General features: G+C 36.1%; 16 protein-coding genes and 4 tRNA genes. 14 read left to right on the top strand and 6 right to left on the bottom strand.

Annotated features, from left to right (window positions below; genetic code table 11):
- The first annotated feature begins 2 nt into the window (after nt 1-2).
- Entirely contained in the window at nt 3-1133 is a 1131-nt protein-coding gene (locus tag B5X62_RS09070) for a DegT/DnrJ/EryC1/StrS family aminotransferase (RefSeq protein ID WP_079667115.1), read from the top strand.
- A gap of 29 nt (nt 1134-1162) precedes the next feature.
- Nucleotides 1163-2176, top strand: a complete 1014-nt coding sequence (galE, locus tag B5X62_RS09075) for a UDP-glucose 4-epimerase GalE (RefSeq protein WP_079667116.1) — start codon at nt 1163-1165, stop codon at nt 2174-2176.
- Nucleotides 2177-2238: 62 nt separating this feature from the next.
- On the opposite strand, the gene B5X62_RS09080 is transcribed toward galE, so the two are convergent.
- The 3 genes from B5X62_RS09080 to B5X62_RS09090 all read right to left on the bottom strand — a co-directional run bounded on the left by B5X62_RS09080 (nt 2239) and on the right by B5X62_RS09090 (nt 6190).
- On the bottom strand, nt 2239-3885 hold the full coding sequence (locus B5X62_RS09080) for a peptide-N-glycosidase F-related protein (protein WP_079667117.1): 1647 nt from the start codon (nt 3883-3885) through the stop codon (nt 2239-2241).
- An 81-nt stretch (nt 3886-3966) separates the two neighbouring features.
- Complete coding sequence (idi, locus tag B5X62_RS09085) at nt 3967-4485, bottom strand: isopentenyl-diphosphate Delta-isomerase (protein WP_079667118.1); 519 nt, start codon at nt 4483-4485, stop codon at nt 3967-3969.
- A gap of 688 nt (nt 4486-5173) precedes the next feature.
- Complete coding sequence (locus B5X62_RS09090; RefSeq protein WP_079667119.1) at nt 5174-6190, bottom strand: N-acetylmuramoyl-L-alanine amidase; 1017 nt, start codon at nt 6188-6190, stop codon at nt 5174-5176.
- A gap of 139 nt (nt 6191-6329) precedes the next feature.
- Between B5X62_RS09090 and B5X62_RS09095 the strand changes: the two genes are divergently transcribed.
- From B5X62_RS09095 to B5X62_RS09110, 4 genes are all read left to right on the top strand, one after another.
- A tRNA-Ser gene (locus tag B5X62_RS09095) sits at nt 6330-6414 on the top strand.
- A 16-nt stretch (nt 6415-6430) separates the two neighbouring features.
- Nucleotides 6431-6505: transfer RNA gene (locus B5X62_RS09100), tRNA-Pro, on the top strand.
- Between the two features lie 32 nt (nt 6506-6537).
- Nucleotides 6538-6611: transfer RNA gene (locus B5X62_RS09105), tRNA-Arg, on the top strand.
- Nucleotides 6612-6663: 52 nt separating this feature from the next.
- Nucleotides 6664-6738 (top strand) — tRNA-Pro (locus tag B5X62_RS09110).
- A gap of 34 nt (nt 6739-6772) precedes the next feature.
- Here the strand turns inward: B5X62_RS09110 and B5X62_RS09115 are convergent.
- Together B5X62_RS09115 and B5X62_RS09120 are read right to left on the bottom strand one after the other, a co-directional pair.
- A complete protein-coding gene (locus tag B5X62_RS09115) occupies nt 6773-7771 on the bottom strand; it encodes a cytochrome d ubiquinol oxidase subunit II (RefSeq protein ID WP_079667120.1) in 999 nt (332 codons plus the stop codon).
- Nucleotides 7768-9111, bottom strand: a complete 1344-nt coding sequence (locus B5X62_RS09120) for a cytochrome ubiquinol oxidase subunit I (RefSeq protein WP_079667121.1) — start codon at nt 9109-9111, stop codon at nt 7768-7770. The genes B5X62_RS09115 and B5X62_RS09120 overlap by 4 nt, the downstream gene beginning before the upstream one ends.
- Nucleotides 9112-9333: 222 nt before the next feature.
- On the opposite strand from B5X62_RS09120, the gene gyrB reads away from it, so the two are divergent.
- From gyrB to B5X62_RS09135, 3 genes are all read left to right on the top strand, one after another.
- Nucleotides 9334-11268, top strand: coding sequence for a DNA topoisomerase (ATP-hydrolyzing) subunit B (gene gyrB, locus B5X62_RS09125; RefSeq protein WP_079667122.1), 1935 nt, complete (start codon nt 9334-9336; stop codon nt 11266-11268).
- An 84-nt stretch (nt 11269-11352) separates the two neighbouring features.
- Entirely contained in the window at nt 11353-12156 is an 804-nt protein-coding gene (locus tag B5X62_RS09130) for an RsiV family protein (protein WP_079667123.1), read from the top strand.
- Between the two features lie 73 nt (nt 12157-12229).
- Nucleotides 12230-13075 carry a diacylglycerol/lipid kinase family protein gene (locus B5X62_RS09135; RefSeq protein WP_079667124.1) on the top strand — a complete coding sequence of 282 codons (846 nt, stop codon included), beginning with the start codon at nt 12230-12232 and terminating at the stop codon, nt 13073-13075.
- A 110-nt stretch (nt 13076-13185) separates the two neighbouring features.
- On the opposite strand, the gene B5X62_RS09140 is transcribed toward B5X62_RS09135, so the two are convergent.
- Nucleotides 13186-14853: a S41 family peptidase gene (locus tag B5X62_RS09140; RefSeq protein WP_079667125.1), complete on the bottom strand. Its 1668-nt coding sequence runs from the start codon at nt 14851-14853 to the stop codon at nt 13186-13188.
- Between the two features lie 122 nt (nt 14854-14975).
- Between B5X62_RS09140 and B5X62_RS09145 the strand changes: the two genes are divergently transcribed.
- The 5 genes from B5X62_RS09145 to efp all read left to right on the top strand — a co-directional run bounded on the left by B5X62_RS09145 (nt 14976) and on the right by efp (nt 20504).
- Complete coding sequence (locus B5X62_RS09145) at nt 14976-16190, top strand: HD domain-containing protein (protein WP_079667126.1); 1215 nt, start codon at nt 14976-14978, stop codon at nt 16188-16190.
- 484 nt (nt 16191-16674) lie between these two features.
- A complete protein-coding gene (gene lpxD / locus B5X62_RS09150; protein ID WP_079667127.1) occupies nt 16675-17694 on the top strand; it encodes a UDP-3-O-(3-hydroxymyristoyl)glucosamine N-acyltransferase in 1020 nt (339 codons plus the stop codon).
- Between the two features lie 25 nt (nt 17695-17719).
- Entirely contained in the window at nt 17720-19117 is a 1398-nt protein-coding gene (locus tag B5X62_RS09155; RefSeq protein ID WP_079667128.1) for a bifunctional UDP-3-O-[3-hydroxymyristoyl] N-acetylglucosamine deacetylase/3-hydroxyacyl-ACP dehydratase, read from the top strand.
- Nucleotides 19118-19906, top strand: coding sequence for an acyl-ACP--UDP-N-acetylglucosamine O-acyltransferase (gene lpxA / locus B5X62_RS09160; RefSeq protein ID WP_079667129.1), 789 nt, complete (start codon nt 19118-19120; stop codon nt 19904-19906).
- Between the two features lie 34 nt (nt 19907-19940).
- Nucleotides 19941-20504 (top strand): elongation factor P, encoded by a 564-nt coding sequence (gene efp / locus B5X62_RS09165; RefSeq protein WP_079667130.1) that lies wholly within the window; start codon nt 19941-19943, stop codon nt 20502-20504.
- Nucleotides 20505-20518 lie beyond the last annotated feature (14 nt).

A 20518-nucleotide genomic window follows, 5' to 3' on the forward strand; every position in this document is an offset into this window, starting at 1 on the left:
TTATGAAAAAAATTCAAATGGTTGACCTTCAAAGTCAATACTATAAAATAAAAAATGAAGTGGATAACGCTGTAATCAATGTGATGAATTCGGCAGCGTTTATTAATGGACCAGAAGTTAAATTTTTCCAATCAGATTTAGAAAATTATTTAGATGTTAAGCATGTTATCCCGTGTGCAAATGGGACAGATGCTTTGCAAATTGCGCTTATGGCGCTGGATCTGAAAGAAGGAGATGAAGTTATCACTGCAGATTTTACATTTGCTGCAACAGTTGAAGTTATTCATTTATTAAAATTAAAATCTGTTCTAGTAGATGTTAATTACGATACATTTACCATCGATCCAGAACAAATTAGAAAAGCAATCACTCCAAAAACTAAAGCGATTATTCCTGTGCATTTGTTTGGACAATGTGCGAATATGGAAGAAATTCTAAAAATTGCTAAAGAACATAATCTTTACGTTATCGAAGATAATGCCCAAGCTATTGGTGCAAATTACACATTCTCAGACGGTACGGTTAAAAAATCAGGAACTATGGGAACGATTGGTACGACGTCATTTTTCCCTTCTAAAAATTTAGGTTGTTATGGTGACGGTGGAGCGATTTTTACTAATGATGATGATTTAGCGCACAGACTTCGTGGTATTGTTAACCACGGCATGTACGAAAGATATTATCATGACGAAGTTGGTGTTAACTCTCGATTGGACAGCATCCAAGCGGTTGTATTAAGACAAAAACTTCCATTATTAAATAATTACAACGAAGCGCGTCAATGGGCGGCTAATTATTATAACGAAGCATTTGCGGATCATGCGGATATTTTAACACCAGTTACAGCTGATGATACTAACCATGTTTTCCACCAATATACTTTAAGAATCATGAACGGAAAACGTAACGAACTTCAAAAATTCTTGTCTGAAAAGGATATTCCTGCGATGATCTATTATCCAGTTGCACTTAGAAAACAAAAAGCTTATTACCAAGAAAGTAACGATGCAGATTTTGTAAATACAGATAAACTTTTGAATGAAGTTATTTCTCTACCGATGCATACAGAGCTGGACGAAGAGCAACTGAAATATATTACAGACGCCGTTTTGGAATTTATGTCTGCGGAATAATTTCGAACTAAATAAAACACAAAAAATTAATGGCAATACTAGTAACCGGAGGATTAGGTTATATTGGTTCGCATACGGTTGTAGAACTTCTTAACAATGATTTTGAAGTGGTAATTGTTGACGACTTATCTAATTCTGAAAAATTTATTTTAAATAATATTGAAGAAGTTTCGGGTAAGAAACCGATTTTTTATCCATTTGATTTAAGACGAAAAGAATTATTATCTCAAGTTTTTGAAGCGCATAATATTGAAGGTTGTATTAATTTTGCAGCTTTTAAAGCGGTGGGCGAAAGTCAAGAAAAACCTTTGGAATATTATGAAAACAATTTGTTTTCGTTGATTAATATTTTACAAGAGTTTAAAACTAGAAATGTATCTAATTTTATTTTTAGTTCTTCTTGTACAGTTTATGGTCAAGCGGATCAAATGCCGATTGACGAAAATACGCCGCTCAAAATGCCAGAAAGCGTTTACGGAAAGACTAAACAAATGGGCGAGGAGATTCTAAAAGATTTTGCTTTAGCGAATCAAAAGAAAATCACTTTGCTAAGATATTTTAATCCAATTGGAGCGCATCCATCAGCTAAATTGGGTGAATTACCAATCGGAGTTCCAAATAACTTGGTGCCTTATGTAATGCAAACTGCCGCGAAAATTCGTGAGAAGTTAAGCATTTGGGGAGATGATTATCCAACAGAAGATGGTACAGCAGTGCGTGATTATATTTATGTTGTAGATTTGGCGAAAGCTCACGTTGCTGCACTTAAAAAACTAATCGATTCTAAAGAAGAAACAGTTATAGATATTTATAATTTAGGAACTGGAAAAGGATCATCGGTTTTGGAAGTTGTTAAAGCTTTTGAATCGGCGAATAATGTTGATGTTCCGTATCAGATTTGTGATCGTCGCGCCGGCGATATTACAATTGCTTATGCTAACGCTGACAAAGCTGAAAAAGAACTAAATTGGAAAGCTGACACTTCACTAGAAGAAGCGCTGAGAACAACTTGGCAATGGCAAAAATATTTAGAAACAAGATAAAACAAAAAGCGATTCCTACGAATCGCTTTTTTTATTGAGTTTTAATTTTTATTGAGCTAAAATTAATTTTTAATTATCTTTTGGTTGGATGTTTCACCATTTTCAAAAAGGATATTCAAGTTATAGACGCCCTTATTCAATTTAGAAATATCAATTTTGTTCGATTGGTAATTATTTAGTTTTTTACCATCAATACTATATAATTCGATGTTTTTAATTTTATCGTTTGATTGGATATTAACTTCTTTTTGACTAGGATTTGGATAGATGCTTACATCTTTTTTAGAAGTTTCGCTCGTTCCTAATACAATAGTTTGTGATAAAACTGGACCAATCCACAGACTTTCTTTGTTAATATCTGTACATTTTGATTTGATGTAATTTTCATAAGTCCAATATACCGTTAAATTATTCACGCTTAGATTACTTTGGTCTGTGTCAACATAAGTTTCCAAACTTGTAGAATATCCGCCTCGGCGTCCATACAAAACTTGCGATTGTACAGCAGTTGGATTTGGTGTCCAGCTTAGATCATAGCTTTGATTAACCTGATTACTTAGCTTAAAATTAGTCGGACCATTACAAATAACCTCACCGTTACTAGCATTTTGAAGATACATCGAAATAGGGAAGTAGCCTTCATTATTGGCGAAAACAGCATCAGGAACTTTTAGTTTGATCGTATGTTGTCCCGCAGCTAGATTTCCAAGTTTTATCTCTCGATTTGGAATGGCATCTCCAGGACACCAGTTGCTGAAAGATAGCCAGTTGCGTAATGTTTTTTCGGTCGAACCGTAGATGCCGTTGCCTTGTGTATTTACAACACGGAAGGGTTCGCAAGACTTGCCACCAGGTTTGTATTGATGCACAAGATTATCATCGAGATAGACATAATGCTCACGTCTTACATATTCTTCGCCATTGGTATTGGCACCGTGATTGGACGAAATTAAATGTAAAACTGCATTGTCAACAGGAGTATTTAATGTGAAATTTACGGTTCTTGTTGTAGTGCCAGGTTCTTCTGTTGAATTGTATTTATTAAGATTTGAACGATAAAGTAAAGGCATGAAAAAATTAGAATTGGTCGGCGCAGAACCAGTAGAGACGAATCTTAAATTCCCTCTAAAAACATCTGTTCTATCTGCACAACCAGCAACTTGTGTGTTAGCTGCAGCAGAATAACCATCTGCACGGAATTCAATCCAAATGTCATAATTCTGAGTTATCGAGGTATCGTGTAAAAGATTCGCAAGATTATCAGTTTTAAATTGATAAGGCACCGTGGTTGGCGTTTTATTCTTGTTCATAAATGGCGTGATAAAACGACCAAGCTCGATACGTTTAACATCCGTTTGCTCCCAAGTATAAGTCGTCAAACCTTTCGGAACTAAAGCTATATTAATACCAGCTAGACGATCATAATTATCACATGCCGCGATAAGATCAACCTCGACAGAAACGCTGCTGCCAATACTTTCGATTTCTTCGGGCGTTAATTTTCTAGAAATTATATCACGCTCATAACCGTGAAGTCGGATGGCACCTGTCGGAATTTGTGAGTAAGCTTCAGGCGGAAGACTTTGTCCTTCACCCAAATAATGGTACATGCTGTAGAACGGAACATCATTAAAAACTGTCACATTTTGAGCGTTTAACGATAGTCCAAGACTTAGCACAGCGATGCCAGTTAGTAGTTTTTTCTTCATATTAGATTTGGTTGTAAAATTGAATCTAAATATAAAAAAAATACCAACGTATTTAATTTTAATTACGAAAAATAAAAAGAATTAAGAAATTTCTAGATGATTTCGGTATTCATCCCAAATGATTTTGAACCACTCCGTATAACGCTCGGGGAATTCTTCAATTTCGCGTTTTAGCTCGTTGATGGAGATGTATTTTATGTCCGCCACTTCTTCAGGATTCAGTGTAAAATCACCGTTATATTCCCCTGTGAAAACATAGTCCAACTCATGCTCCCAAAGACCTTGCCCAACATCAGCTTTATACAAAAAATTAAAACGCTCTGTCAACTCTGCCGAAATTCCTAGTTCTTCTTGTAGACGGCGTTTTGCGGCATCTAGGTAAGATTCGTTTTCGCGCGGATGGCTGCAACATGCATTAGTCCATTGTAGCGGCGAATGGTATTTTCCGGCGGCACGTTGTTGCAATAGCATTTCACCTTTGTCATTAAACAAAAACACCGAAAAAGCCCGATGTAGCAAAGCATTTTCATGCGCTTGCATCTTCTCCATCAATCCCAAAATCTCGTCCTGTGGATTTACTAAAACTACGCGTTCTTCCATAACACAAAGCTAGTCAAAATTTTCAAAACATTTTTTAGGAGCTATTCCTGCTGTTCGCTGTATCTTGACGAGCTCGCTCGGACGGCTCCGCTGCGCTCCGCCGCCTCACTCGCCGCAAGGATGCCGCTTCCATCAGGGCTAGAATATTCTGCGCATTAGAAAAATTAGAGTTTTTATTGAAGATTTATGATTTTAGAATCACCAATTCCCAAGCTTGATATATACCAATTGAATAACAGATCGATACATTATACAATTCAACATTTTTAAAAAGCTAATAATTAGTGGAAATACGATGATAATTAAGGTAACAATAAAAAATGCTTTCCAGTCGATATATAAAAACCATTGCGAAGCTTCTCGAGGTTTTGATTCAATGTAAAAACTGCCCGTTATAAAAGTAGTAAACTGTAATAAAATTAAAATTAGGTTTGATAACAAATATTTATTGACGGCTGTTTTGTTTAAGGCAGTGTTCAAAATTTTTGTGTTTATAAGTTTTTTATTGTGACGTCATTTTTTTCAAGATTTTTTTTAAAAAATTTTAAAAAAAAGATTATAGCCTAAATAATTGAGGCGTGTTTTAGCACGAATCAGGGACGACGAAGTCGTCCCTGATTCGGGTTTATTTTATTTAAAAATAACAAACTTTCGAAACTTTCGAAACGAAACGTCATCTTTTAAAAACTTATTTAGAAGGATATTTTTGCATTAAAGCTTGTAAGATAGCCCAAGTCTCCATGTCTAAGATTCCGTCTGATTTTTCAGGTCGAAAATGATACTGAAAGGCTTCTATTGTTTGCTTCGTTTGCTTATCCCAAGCAGTTGTATTGTCAAGTTTGTATCCGAATTTATTTAACGCTGTTTGGATTTTATAAATAAATTGCGGTGTATTATATTGTGCTAAAAAATCTTCTTGTGTCGTTGTTGCTAAAAATGTAGCTTTTGTCGCATCATCATACCACATACCAACTTGGTATTCATCATACAACTTTTTCCAAGGGAACATTGGACCTGGATCTTGTTTTCTAGTTGGGGCAATGTCGGAGTGCGCAAGGATGTTAGTAGGAGGGATGTTGTAACGTGTTGCAATGTCTTTAACAAGGCTAGCTACTTTTTTTACTTGCTCTTCCGGAAAACCAGGGAAACTTTTTGTTCCTGTTGCGTCTGCTGCCCAACCGCCATTTACGATTTCAATACCAATTGAGATGTCGTTCAGATTTTGGTCATTTCTCCAATTGCTAACACCAGCGTGATAAGCACGTTTATTTTCATCAACCAAAAGATAGATCTCGTTATCATCGTAAGAGTTTACAAGATAATGTGCACTTACAGATTGTTGCGTCAGTACAGATACAGACTTATCATTGTCCAAAGCAGTATAGTGTAAAATGACATAGCGTTGACGAAAATTTTGTGCAACTGCAGGAAAGTATGTTTTCACAACTTTATAATTATTAGGCTTTGCAGCAACAATTGATCCGTAGCTAATCGTATTATCATTCTTGGTAATGTCCGCAATGTTTACTTTGAAGAAGTCGGCTTCTTCTTGTTTAACAGGTGGCTTTACAACTGGAGTAGTTGGACTTGTTGGTTGAATTTTGGCAACAGGCTTTGGCGTCGCTGCAACTTTTTTAGAATTATTTTGAGAACCACAAGAAACTAAAGTGATTCCTAATCCTATGACATATAATGAATTACGCATACATGGGGCTTTTATTGTGTTTTACTGTGTCAAAAATATGAAAAAAAATTACAAAAATAATTTGGTACATATTAAAAAGTGTTCTATATTTGCACTCGCAATTCAGCAGTTAAACGATCATTAAAATTAAATAAAAGTAGGAGGGTTGCCGGAGTGGTTAACGGAGCAGTTTGCTAAACTGTCGACCCGAAAGGGTCGCGTGGGTTCGAATCCCACACCCTCCGCACTTATATTATATTTCGGGGCGTAGCGTAGTCCGGTCATCGCGCCTGGTTTGGGACCAGGAGGTCGCAGGTTCGAATCCTGCCGCCCCGACTTTTTAAAAATAATGAGAGTAATCTCTGGAAGGGTGCGTAGCTCAGCTGGATAGAGCATCTGCCTTCTAAGCAGACGGTCACAGGTTCGAATCCTGTCGCGCTCACAAAAAACTCACAACTTGTTTGTGAGTTTTTTTATTAAAGTTTCGTTGACCTCGGGGCGTAGCGTAGTCCGGTCATCGCGCCTGGTTTGGGACCAGGAGGTCGCAGGTTCGAATCCTGCCGCCCCGACGGAAAAGCCACTTCAATTTTGAAGTGGCTTTTTTTATTTCCGTCTCATCGCGTAAATCAAATAAAACAAAAACGGAAGGATAAAAAGGGAACCAATTAAAAGCGCCCAAGCCAATGCATTAATGGTTGCTTCTGGTGCGGCGTGTTCTATCAAAGAATAATGATTTCCGTTTCCTAATAAAACAATATCTGGATAATGCTGATAAGTCGCTGCTACTAAGATTAAAACCACTTGTAATCCTGCAAATAATCGGATTGGAAGGAGTTTTCGGATTTTCATGCAATAGAAAATTAAACCTAACAAAATCGTTGCAACAACAACGGCTGCAATTCCTAAAGGTTTCGAAAATATCCACTGAAATAATGGGATCCCTGAATAATAAGCGGCACCAAAGACCATTGCGCCTGTCAAGACTACAAGAAGCATTGCTTTTTTAGATTTTCCGATCATCATCGTTACTTCGTCATCACTTCGGCTTTCTCGGATAGAAAGAATACACGCCAAATACGAACAAATTGCAATCGTGAAAAGTCCCACCGCGACTCCAAAAAGATTGAGCCAACTAAAAATATAGAGATCCAAAAAGTTAGTTGCATCAGGATTTATTGATGATGAAACGGTTGCTGCTGCAATAATGCCTAAAAAGAAAGGCGTCAACAAACTTGCTGCATAAAATATTCTCGAGTACAAAACCTGCCATTGATCTTCGACTGCATCGTAATTTCTAAATGTAAAAGCCGTTCCACGTGCGATAATTCCCACTAACATCAACACCAAAGGAATATGAAGATAAGTTGAAATTCCGGCATAAATCTGCGGAAAACCTACAAATAAAACCACAATTGCGATAATCAACCACATGTGATTGGCTTCCCAAACTGGCGCAATCGCATCGTGCATAATGTCGTGAACTTTCTTTTTCGTGTTTTTTCCAGCGAAAAGTTCGACAATTCCGCCACCGAAATCAGCGCCACCAAAGACAACATACAAGCAAACGGAAAGCCATAGAAAGGCGATAACTACGTAGATCATGACTTTTTAGTTTTAGGTGAATAATTTGGATCGGTTGGGTCGTATAATTTCGGAACCATTTTAATTTGTCTTGACAATAAAAACGCTAAAATCATCGCTAAAGTCACGAATATAAACGTGAAAAAGTAAAACGAATATTGTATTCCTGGCATCGGCGTTACGGCATCAATGGTTTTCATGACACCATAAATAATCCAGGGTTGTCGCCCAACTTCGGTTACCGTCCAACCTGCTTCGAGAGCGATATAACCAAATGGCGTCGCAATAAAAAACATTTTAAGAAACCATGTTTTGGTCATCCATTCTTTCTTTTTGTACAAGGCGAAAAGATAAATTCCACCCATCAACATCATGACAACACCAAAGAAAATCATAATCTGAAAAGCGTAATGAACGACAGCAACCGGTGGCCACAAATCTCTTGGAAATTCATTCAAACCCTTCACTTCACCATTAAAATCGCCTGTCGCAAGAAAACTTAAAACTTTTGGAACTTTAACGGAATATTTTACTTCACCCGTTTTTTCATCAGGAATTCCGCCCAAAACGAAAGCGGCACCTTTTTCAGTTTCAAAATGCGCTTCCATCGCAGCTAGTTTGATTGGTTGTCTTTTGGTAACAGATTTCGCAGCGATATCACCACTTAAAGGCGCTCCAAAAGCTCCAATCAATGCAAATCCCATCGCAATTCGGAATGCTTTGGTGTGAAACTCGACATTTTTCTTTTTTAAAATTAAATAAGCATGAACGCCAGCAACCGCAAATCCAGTCGCACAAAATGCAGCAACAGTCATGTGAAAGGCTTGTGGAAACCAAGCTTCGTTAAACATCGCTTTTATGGGATCAATATTGATGTATTCTCCATTCACAAAATCAAATCCAGCGGGACTATTCATCCACGCATTAGCGGCGACAACAAGAATTCCCGATGCCAAACCACTAATCCCAACAATTAATCCGCAAATCCAATGAAACCATTTGTTTAATCGGTCCCAACCGTACAAGAAAAAACCTAAAGCGATGGCTTCAATAAAAAATGCCGTTCCCTCAAGCGAGAAAGGCATTCCGAAAATAGGACCTGCATGTTCCATAAATTTTGGCCACAATAAACCTAACTCGAAAGAAAGCATCGTCCCTGAAACCGCACCTGTCGCAAAAAGAATTGCAACACCTTTACTCCAAGCTTTGGTAAGTCCTTTGTAGATTTCGCTTCCCGTTTTTAGATATTTCCAATGAGAGTAGGCCATAAGAAAAGGCATTACCATCCCAACACAAGCGAATATGATGTGGAAACCTAATGATAGAGCCATTTGCGACCGAGCCGCGATAAAATCATCCATCCTGTTACTGTTTTGAATGATTAAAGCTAAGAATTATAACTTATTCATACTTACATTATTATGGAATAATTTCAATGATAAATTTCATCTATTAAAATATAATTTATTTAAGCATGTTGACTATATTATTTAACTAATTTTTGAATGCTAAAAACTTTCAAAACCCGAAAATTTTCACGATATTTGTAGGTCTTTGCACAGCGCAAAAATTAAAAATTTTATATGAGTCAAAAACAATATACAGCAAGTAGTATTCAGGCATTGGAAGGAATGGAGCACGTACGTATGCGTCCTTCGATGTACATTGGTGACGTGGGCACAAGAGGTCTTCACCATTTGGTTTATGAAGTAGTGGACAACTCTATTGATGAGGCTTTGGCAGGTTATTGCGATACGATTACCGTAACCATCAAAGAAGGCAACGGAATCGAAGTGACCGATAACGGTCGTGGTATTCCGGTTGACTTTCACGAAAAGGAGCAAAAATCAGCTTTGGAGGTTGTAATGACCAAAATTGGAGCAGGAGGTAAGTTCGATAAAGATTCGTATAAAGTTTCGGGAGGTTTACATGGTGTTGGGGTATCGTGTGTTAATGCACTTTCTAACGACATGATTACAACGGTTTTCCGTGACGGAAACGTGTATCAACAACATTATCAAAGAGGAAAAGCTCTAGAAGATGTTAAGCAAGTAGGAAATACAGACAAGCGTGGAACAATGCAGTTCTTCCAGCCGGATGATAGTATTTTTACTGAGTTGGTTTACAATTACGATACATTAGCAAATCGTTTAAGAGAACTTTCTTATTTAAATAAAGGAATTACAATCACTTTAACCGACGAAAGACAAGTTTTGGAAGATGGAAGTTTCAAGCACGAAGTTTTCCATTCTGAAGGTGGTCTTAAAGAATTCGTTGAGTATATCGATGGAAATCGTGAATCGATCATGGAGCACGTTATTTATATGGAAGGTGATCGAGAAGGTATTCCTGTAGAAGTTGCGATGCGTTATAACACGTCATTTAACGAAAATCTTCATTCGTATGTTAACAATATTAATACACACGAAGGAGGAACGCATTTAGCTGGTTTCCGTAGAGCATTAACAAGAACTTTGAAAAAATATGCTGATGAACTTGGTTTACCAGCAAAAGAAAAAGTAGAAGTTACAGGAGATGACTTCCGCGAAGGACTTACAGCAGTGATTTCTGTTAAAGTTATGGAACCTCAATTTGAAGGTCAAACGAAAACAAAACTAGGGAACTCTGAAGTTTCGGGTGCGGTTGATAAAATCGTTGGTGAAATGCTGACGAACTTCTTAGAAGAAAATCCGGGAGAAGCAAAAATTATCGTTCAGAAAGTTGTTTTGGCAGCGAAAGCGCGTCAAGCAGCTAAGAAAGCGAGAGAAATGGTTCAGCGTAAATCGCCAATGGGTGGTTCTGGGCTTCCTGGAAAACTATCCGATTGTTCTTCAAAAGATCCAGCAGAATCAGAATTATTTCTAGTAGAGGGAGATTCCGCGGGTGGTACGGCAAAACAAGGTCGTGACCGTCATTTCCAAGCAATTCTTCCTTTGAGAGGTAAGATTTTGAATGTTGAAAAATCGATGCTTCACAAAGTATATGATAATGACGAAATTAAAAATATCTACACAGCTTTAGGTGTAAGTGTGGGTACGGAGGAAGATTCAAAAGCTTTGAATTTAACAAAACTTCGTTATCATAAAATTGTGATTATGACCGATGCCGATATCGATGGATCTCACATTTCGACGTTGATTTTGACGTTCTTCTTTAGATATATGAAAGAATTGATTGAGAATGGATATATCTATATCGCTCAACCACCTTTATATTTATTGAAAAAAGGGAACAAAAAAATCTACGCCTATAACGAAAAAGAGCGTGAAGAAATTACTTTAGAAATGTCACCAGACGGAAAAGGAGTAGAAGTACAACGTTATAAAGGTCTTGGGGAAATGAATCCTGAACAGCTTTGGGATACAACGCTTAACCCAGAACACAGAACTTTGAAGCAAATTACAATTGAAAATGCGGTTGAAGCTGACAATACATTCTCCATGTTGATGGGAGACGAAGTTCCACCAAGAAGAGAGTTTATTGAGAAGAATGCAATTTATGCAAGAATCGATGCTTAGTTTTTCTTTTAAAATTTAAAATAAAACATTAAAACCTTCCACTTTTGGAAGGTTTTTTGCTATCAAAAAGCAAAATTTTAAATTATGAAGTCATTAGTTGGAAGTTTAGTTTTAGGTTCGTTGGTGTTATTTAGTTGTTCAAAAAAGCAAACAACAGAGGTCAATATCCCTACGTTTGATAAAGATACCATTGCCGCGGAAGCAGCATTTAAGATGGATTCTATCAAAATTTCGGACTCGATAAAAGCTGGTACTAATCTAACTTTGGCTTATGATAATAGCGTTTTGTTATTTCCGACGATTACTGATAAAACGGTTTTGGATAGCATCTATGCGCCAACATTATTAAAGACAAATGATTATTCTAAAACAGGATTTGCAACGGCTTTCGAAGAAGATAAATCTAATTTTTATAAAGAAAGTAAACCAAAAGATTTTCAACCAGCCTCGCATCAGACTTGGGATACTCAATCGCACATGTCCGTGTTTTCTAACCAAGATGACATGTTAACAATTCGATATACAAACGGCGGTTTTTCAGGTGGTGCACATGGTTATTATAACGAACTTTATAAAGTTTTTGACCTTAAAAACAATAAAAGTATCCTACTTTCTGACGTTGTCAAAAACCCAAAAGATAAAATCTGGAATCAGCTCTTGATGGACAGTTTTACGAAAAATGATAAAGATGGTCAAAAAGATATGTTGTTAGAAAAAGTAATTCCACTTAATACTAATTTCTATTTTGGAAACAAGTCGATAACTTTTGTCTATAACCAATACGAGATTACCGCTTATGCAGCGGGTGTAGTCTATATTACTTTAGATTATAAAGATATTAAAGACCAACTAAAACCTGAATTTTTACAACGCGTACGATTTAATTAACAATTAATTAATAAAACGTATTTTTGCAATATCAAAACTCCGAATTATCGGAGTTTTTTATTAGAATTTATCCATGAAAACAGCTTACATTATCAATCCTTTTTCAGCCAAAAAAAATTATAAAAGCTTTTTGACAGCTTTAGAATCGAGAGTTGAAAATCCTTTGGTTTTAGTTTCAAAATCGATTGAAGACAGTTTTGATTTTATTAAACAAAATTGGAATGATGTTGATGTTTTTGTAGCAATTGGCGGCGATGGGACAATCTCTACGGTTGCGAGTAAATTGGTGAATTCTGATAAAATTTTAGCGGTTTTTCCAGCTGGTTCTGGTAATGGTTTTTCTAATGAAACTAATTTTTCTAAAAACATCGATTCTCTTTTAACAAAGCTAAAAAAGAAAGATTTCAAATTGGTAGATTCTTTCTCGGTGAATGGTAATTTGTCGATTAACGTTTCTGGCGTTGGTTTGGACGGTAACATCATCGAAGGATTCGAACATTCTGAACGTGGTTTTAGCAGTTACATCAAAATTACGGTAGAAAAGTATTTTAAATTTAAACCTATTAAAGTTCAGTTTGAAGAAAAATACAAACAATTCGACGGCGAATATATGATGGTGAATGTCGCTAACAGTCGTCAATTCGGGAATAATGCCTACATTGCGCCACAAGCAAATATGTCGGACGGAAAAGTAGAAATCGCTTTGGTTAAGAAATTTCCGTTGCCTGCAGGACTTTCATTTGCATACCGAATGTTTACAAAAAGCTTAAAACCTGGAAAATATTTACAATATATTTCTACCTCGAAAATTTCTTTTACTGTAGATTCGGAAGCGTGGCATCTTGATGGTGAATATCACAAAATAAAATCGCCAGTTGAGGTTAAAGTACTTCCGAAAAGTTTGAGAATTTTGGTTTAGATTAAAATGTTCTCGAAATAAAATTTTAAAAATAAATTAACAAGCCTTTTTTTTGAACTTTATCAAACTTGCAAAATGTTTTGGCTTTTGTGGTTTAATTCAACTTACGATTATTTTAAAAGTAAAGGTTCATTGATAAGCATCAAGGCTTTCTCCAATACTTCGTCGCGCTTTTCCAAAATACCTTTAACAGTAGGTTTGACTTCGATGTTGGGAACAAGACCGATTCTTTGCGTTTCTCGACCATCAGGGTAGAAGGCTCCTAAACCAGAATATTGCGTTTCAGCATTTAGCATTTTTAATCTTACAACATTTCCATTAGCGCCAGCTGTGTTACTTCCAATAACAGTACAATTTGGGTGTTGTTTCAGCATCATGGTAAGAGTCTCAGCTTGACTTTGAGTTGTCTCATTAACTAGTGCTATAACTTTTCCTTTGTAATTGTTAGCATTTTTTCTACCAACGTATCCTTTCTCCTCATAGTATTTTCCTGGATATTGAAGATCAGGAAGCATCCAAGAATAATAGTTTGTGATTTTAGGAATTAACTGAAAAGAAAATGCTTGTGTTGTTCCTTTTGGGTAATTGCGAATATCAAAAATAATAGCTTCTGTATTTTTTAAATTTTTAAAAATTCCCGCAACATCATTGATTTCAACTGCGCCGACATTTATGTAACCAATTTTTTGCTCTTCGTCTAGGAATTTCCATTTTTCTACATCAGCCTTTTGAGGTTTAATTATATCATTTATAAAGTAAGTTTTAGCATCGATATTTTGAACAATTCCTTTTCTTTCAATTTTTAAATTAATATTAGGATTATTACTCCACAAAACTAAATTTTTAATGCTGCGTAGTTTTCCCCAAGAGTTAGATGCGGAAATGTACTTAGAATATTTATTAACCAAATCAGGAATCGTTTCACCATTGATTTCTAGGATAACGTCGTCGGTTTGCAAAGCGACTTCTTCACCAGATTTTCTATCAAGAACTTTAGAAACAACAATTTTGTTTTCCGCGCTTACAACCTCAATTGGTAGCTTTCGCGTTCCAAAAAGATACTTTGTTGAATCAGAACTTTTGAGAACCACATGCGAGTCATCCGTTTTGGCAAGAAGTTCAAAAGTTGCCAAAGCATAGTCTTTTTGATTATTGGTATTAAGAAATTTTGGAATCATTTCTGGTAAAACCGAACTCCATTTTTGATCCGTTTGATATTTGTACGGGAAGAAATATTCAATCAAATTCCAATACCTGAAAAGTTCCACCAATCTCAATTCTTTAGTTGGATAAAGATCAGTTGTATATTTTTCATTTTGAATACCAATCTTTTCAAGTTTTTTGTCAAAAAAGTAATAGTGATTTTCCGCTTGATTTCGGTTTTCTTCAATGTAATTTAATTTGTTGATAACATCGTCCGAAAATATATTTTTATCATCCGTCCAACTAAGATCAAAGTTTTTTAAAAAATATTTTTTGTCAGAATTTTTTTTGCAAGTTTTACATTTTTTGACTTCGCCGAGTTGATCGATCCAATTAGCGAGCAAGGCATTGAATTCTTTTTTAGTATTTGTATTTTCAGACTCTTGGATTTTTGAAATCAGTTGTGCGTCCCAGTCAAAAGTTCCTACTGCAACTTGCGGATGATAATATTTTAGAAAACCCCAAACCTTGCAAAGTTGTTCTAGTTTTTGATTTTCGGATAATTGTTCTTGCGAAAAAAGAAATTGGCAATTAAATAATAAAAATGCGACTCCGAGAAAATAGTTTTTTAACATAGTGAGTTTTTGAATTTTTCAAAAATAGAAATTGCTCTTCTTAACTTTATCGTAAAGCAGTCCTAAATAAAAGTTAAACGGAATTTCGTTAGCTTTGTAATCATTATCAACAATAGTTTACGATGCTTAACAAACTCAAAATTATCAACGATCCAGTTCACGGTTTTATCAAGATTCCACACGAGATTCTTTATGATGTGATCGAACATCCTTATTTCCAGAGACTTCGCAGAATTTCTCAGACAGGATTGTTGTCGTTGGTTTTTCCAGGCGCTAAACACACTAGATTTCATCATGCTTTAGGCGCGATGCATTTGATGTTTACGGCACTCGAAACTTTGAAGTTAAAAGGCGTTTCCATTTCCAAGGAAGAAGAAAAAGCGGCTTTGTTGGCGATTTTGTTGCATGACGTTGGCCACGGACCATTTTCTCATGCGCTAGAAAACAGATTGATGGACAATTGGCACCACGAAAAGTTGTCCTTGTTGTTAATGACAAAACTAAACGAAGAATTTTCGGGTGAGTTGACTTTGGCGATTGAGATGTTCAAAGGACAATATTCGCGTAAGTTTTTTAATCAGTTAATTTCGTCGCAGTTGGATGTCGATCGTTTGGATTATCTAAAGCGCGATAGCTTCTACACGGGCGTTTCCGAAGGTAATGTCAATACGCAACGTATTATTTCGATGCTTAATGTGTCGAACGACGAGTTGGTCGTTGACTCTAAAGGCATTTACTCGATCGAAAATTATTTAACGGCGAGAATGTTCATGTATTGGCAGGTTTATTACCACAAAACGGCGGCTTTGTCAGAACATCTTTTGGTGAAAATTTTGGGAAGAGCAAAGAAGTTGGTTTCTGAAGGAATGTCGTTGGACGCGCCAAAATATTTAAAATATTTCTTAGAAAATCAGCATTTCGAAGAAGAGAACGAACTCAACTTGAAAAACTTCACCATGTTGGATGATATGGACGTTTTTCAAGCTATAAAATCGTGGACAGAATCGGAAGATTTTGTGTTGTCTTATCTTTGTAAAGCTGTTATTTATCGTCATTTTCCAAAAACGATGTCGTCATCGCAATATTTTTCTGAGGACTTTATTCAGACCAAAATTCATAAGACCAATCAACTTTTCGGAATCGATAACGGTAACGAGTTGGTGGACCAGATTTCACGAAGTCTTTTGCCTTATGACACCGAAAAGCAACCAATATTTTTGTTAGATAAATCGGGCAAAAAAATCAAATTGGAAGATTCCGAAAATCAGATTTTGTCGTCGTTTATCAATCAAGTCAATACAAAATATATTCTGTCTTTTCCTCGCGAAGTAATATAATATTTGGGCAATCCCTTGCGGATTTCGCCTAGCTTTTCCGATGCCCAATCCGCAAGGTCGGGCTATTCGCTCTATCTTTAACTTGGCTGCTCGGACGGCTCCGCTGCGCTCCGCCGCCTCGCGCCAAGCCAAAGGATGCCGCTTCTATCCCTATTGCAGAAATAATTAGAAAATAAAGTCTCCAAAATTTAATAATATTTTAATTTCATTGACAATTCAAAAAAAGAAAGTCTAGTTTGCATTTTTTAGAAAATTAATGAAGAAAAAAATTATGTATTTCCAATAGTTTTTAATTCAATAAAATCAAAAAATTTCCAGTTTTAGTATGTATTACTAATCAGATTATCTGTGATAGAAAATTATTTAGAAAAAATTATCTTTCAAAAAAATCTAGAGAATTTAGTAGATCAAAAATATTTGACAAAATTGTAAAAAGTTATCAAAAATGTAATGTGTAATTAAGAAATTGTTATCTTTGCACGATATGGAATTTACTGCAGAGCAAATTGCTAACTTTATAAATGGTAAAATCATCGGTGATAAAAATACAGTTATTACTGGGGTTTCTCCTATAGAAAATGGCCAAAGTGGTCATTTATCATTTGTAGCACAAGAGCGTTTTTCACATTTCATAGACACTACAGATTGTTCTGTACTTATCGTGTCACAAAATCTCTTGAACGAAAACCAAACCTATTCACCAGTTATTATTGCGGTGGAAGATGCCTATCTTTCGTTTCAGATTTTGATGAATCTTTACAACGATCTCAAAAAGAAAAAGTCAGGCATCGAACAGCCGTCTAGCGTTAGCCATTCTGCGGTAATTGGCGACGACGTGTACATCGGTGCATTTACTTATATTTCGGATAAGGCGGTTATCGGCGATAATTGTCAAATCTATCCACAAGTCTACATCGGCAAAGGCGTTAAAATCGGAAAAAATTGTAAAATTGATTCTGGTGCGCGCATCTACGATGGTTGTGTTATTGGTGATAATTGTATCATCCATTCTAACACAGTTATTGGTGGTGATGGTTTCGGATTTCAATTAAGTCCGGAAGGATTCAAAAAAATTCCTCAATTAGGAAATGTTATTTTGGAAGATGATGTTGAGATTGGTTCTAACTGTAGTATAGATCGTGCAACCATTGGTTCAACCGTAATTGGAAAGGGGACGAAAATCGATAACCTTATCCAGATTGCACATAATGTGAGAATCGGTCAGAATAACGTCATTGCTGCACAAGCTGGTATTGCAGGTTCAACCAAAATTGGAGACTGGAACCAAATCGGCGGTCAAGCTGGTATTGTTGGACATATCGAAATCGGGAACCAAGTCAAAATCCAAGCTCAAAGTGGCGTTAATAGTAACGTGAAGGACAAAGAAGTTCTTTATGGTTCGCCAGCTATTCCTGCGGGAGATTATCGTAGAAGTTATGTACATTTCAGAAACTTTGGCGATATTATAACGAGAATTAATAATTTAGAAAATAACAAAAAATAAAATTTGTTAAAAAAATATCTTTGCAATGAGTGATAAACAAAAAACTATACAAGAAGAAATACATCTGTCAGGTATAGGACTGCACACAGGAAAAGAAGTGAATCTTACCATGAAACCAGCTAAAGAAAATACTGGTTTTGTTTTCGTAAGAACAGATTTGGAAGGTCGCCCACAAGTTGAAGCTGATGTTAATTATGTAACAACTACTGAACGTGGAACGACTTTAGAAAAATTAGGAGTCAAAATCCACACTTGCGAGCATCTTTTAGCGGCGTTAGTTGGGATGGATCTTGACAATGTTATCTTGGAAATGGATAGCTCGGAGCCGCCAATTTTAGATGGATCTTCTAAGTTTTTTGTAGAAGCTATCGAAAAAGTTGGTGTTGAAGAACAAGCTGCGAACAGAGAATATCTTGTTATTAAAGAAGTTCTTAGTTATGTTGATCCTAACACAGGTTCAGAGATTACAATTATTCCGTCGGAGAATTACGAAGTGACAACGATGGTGGATTTCGGCACTAAAGTTTTGGGAACTCAAAATGCAAGCTTAAAAAATCTTTCTGACTTTAAAGAAGAAATTGCTTCGGCAAGAACTTTCAGTTTTTTACATGAACTTGAGCAATTGTTAGATCATAACCTTATCAAAGGTGGAGACATTAGCAATGCGATCGTTTATGTTGATAAAGAATTAACACCAGAAACAACAGAAAAACTGAAAGTAGCTTTCGGTAAAGAAGATGTTTCTATCCGTCCAAACGGTATTTTGGATAACTTAACGCTTAACTATCCTAACGAAGCGGCACGTCACAAATTACTTGATGTAATCGGTGATTTGGCTTTAGTTGGTGTTAAAATAAAAGGTCGCGTTATCGCTAACAAGCCTGGACATTTTGTAAACACACAGTTTGCGAAAAAACTTAACAGACAATGGAAACTTCAGAAGAAGAAAAATGTTCCAGATTTTGATTTAACAAAAGAGCCGGTGTTTGACATTAATGGTATTATGAAGTTGATGCCTCATCGTCCGCCATTCTTGTTGTTAGACAAGGTTTTAGAATTGTCAGATACGCACGTGGTTGGTCTTAAAAATGTAACCATGAACGAACCTTTCTTCGTGGGACATTTTCCTAAAGAACCGGTGATGCCAGGCGTTTTGCAAGTAGAAGCTTTGGCACAAGCTGGAGGAATTTTAGTCTTAGCAAGCGTACCAGATCCAGAAAATTACTCGACATATTTTATTAAAATTGATAAAGTAAAATTCAAGAGAAAAGTTGTTCCAGGAGATACGCTTATCTTTAAAATTGAATTAATTGAACCAATAAGACGTGGTATTGTACATATGCAAGGTTACGGTTATGTTGGCGATTCTGTTGCATTAGAAGCAGAACTTATGGCACAAGTAGCAAGAAATAAAGTAGACTAAATGGTACATCAGTTAGCAGTCGTAGACAAACGTGCCAAGATTGGCAAAAATGTAGTTGTGGAAGCTTTTACCACAATTAGCGGAGATGTAGAAATTGGAGAAGGAACGTGGATTGGTCCTAATGTCACCATTATGGATGGTACCAAAATCGGAAAAAATTGCAAAGTTTTTCCAGGTGCCGTTTTAGGTGGTATACCACAGGATCTAAAATTTGATGGTGAGGATACGTTTGTGTATATCGGCGATAACACGGTGATTCGCGAAGCCGTAACAGTTAACCGTGGCACCAAAGCTTTGGGCTATACTAAAATCGGAAACGATTGTTTGGTTATGGCAACAGCGCATGTCGCTCACGATTGCGTATTGGGTAATAATGTTATTATTGCTAACGCTTGCGGAATTGCAGGTCACGTAGAAATCGGCGATTACGTTGTGATGGGCGGATTGAGTGCCGTTCAGCAGTTTTGCAAAATCGGAAAACACGTGATGATTTCTGGAGGATCGTTGATCAGAAAGGATATTCCGCCTTATGTTAAAGTAGCGAGAGATCCAATTTCGTATGCTGGTATTAACTCGGTTGGACTTAGAAGACGTGGTTTTAGCAATGATAAAATTTTTGAAATTCAGAAGATTTATCGTGCCATTTTTCAAATGAAAATGAACACAACACAAGCCATCGAATTCATCGAAAAAGAAATGCTACCAACGGTAGAAAGAGACGAGATTTTAACCTTTATCCAAAACTCACCGCGAGGTATTGTTAAAGGCTATGGCTCATCAAAAGATTAAATTTAAAAATCATAAAATAAAGAAATAAATATTAATGGCAACAACAGCTGATATTAAAAAAGGTCTTTGTATTGAATACAGTAACGACATCTACAAAATCATCGATTTTCAACACGTTAAGCCAGGAAAAGGTCCTGCTTTCGTAAGAACAAAATTGAAAAGTGTAACCAACGGAAAAGTTCTAGATAACACGTTTTCTGCAGGTCACAAAATCGATGAAGTTAAAGTAATTACTAGAAAATTCCAGTATTTATACGATGACGAAAATGGTTTCCACTTTATGAATAACGACGATTTTTCTCAACTTTATATCAATAAAGAAATGATTGAAAACGCACAATTCATGAAAGCTGGAGAAGAGGTAACTATCGTTTTGAAAGAAGCTGATGAGACGCCACTTTCTGCTGAGATCCCACCAACAGTATATTTGGATGTTGTAGAAGCTGATCCAGGTGTTAAAGGTAACACAGCAACTAACGCTCTTAAAAATGCAATTGTTGAGACAGGCGCAAGAGTTTTGGTTCCGTTGTTTATCGAAGCTGGAGATAAGATTAAAGTTAATACAGAAGACGGTTCTTATCTGGAAAGAGTAAAATAAATAATATAAGCGTT

The sequence above is a fragment of the Soonwooa buanensis genome (genome assembly GCF_900167905.1).
GTDB lineage: Bacteria > Bacteroidota > Bacteroidia > Flavobacteriales > Weeksellaceae > Soonwooa > Soonwooa buanensis.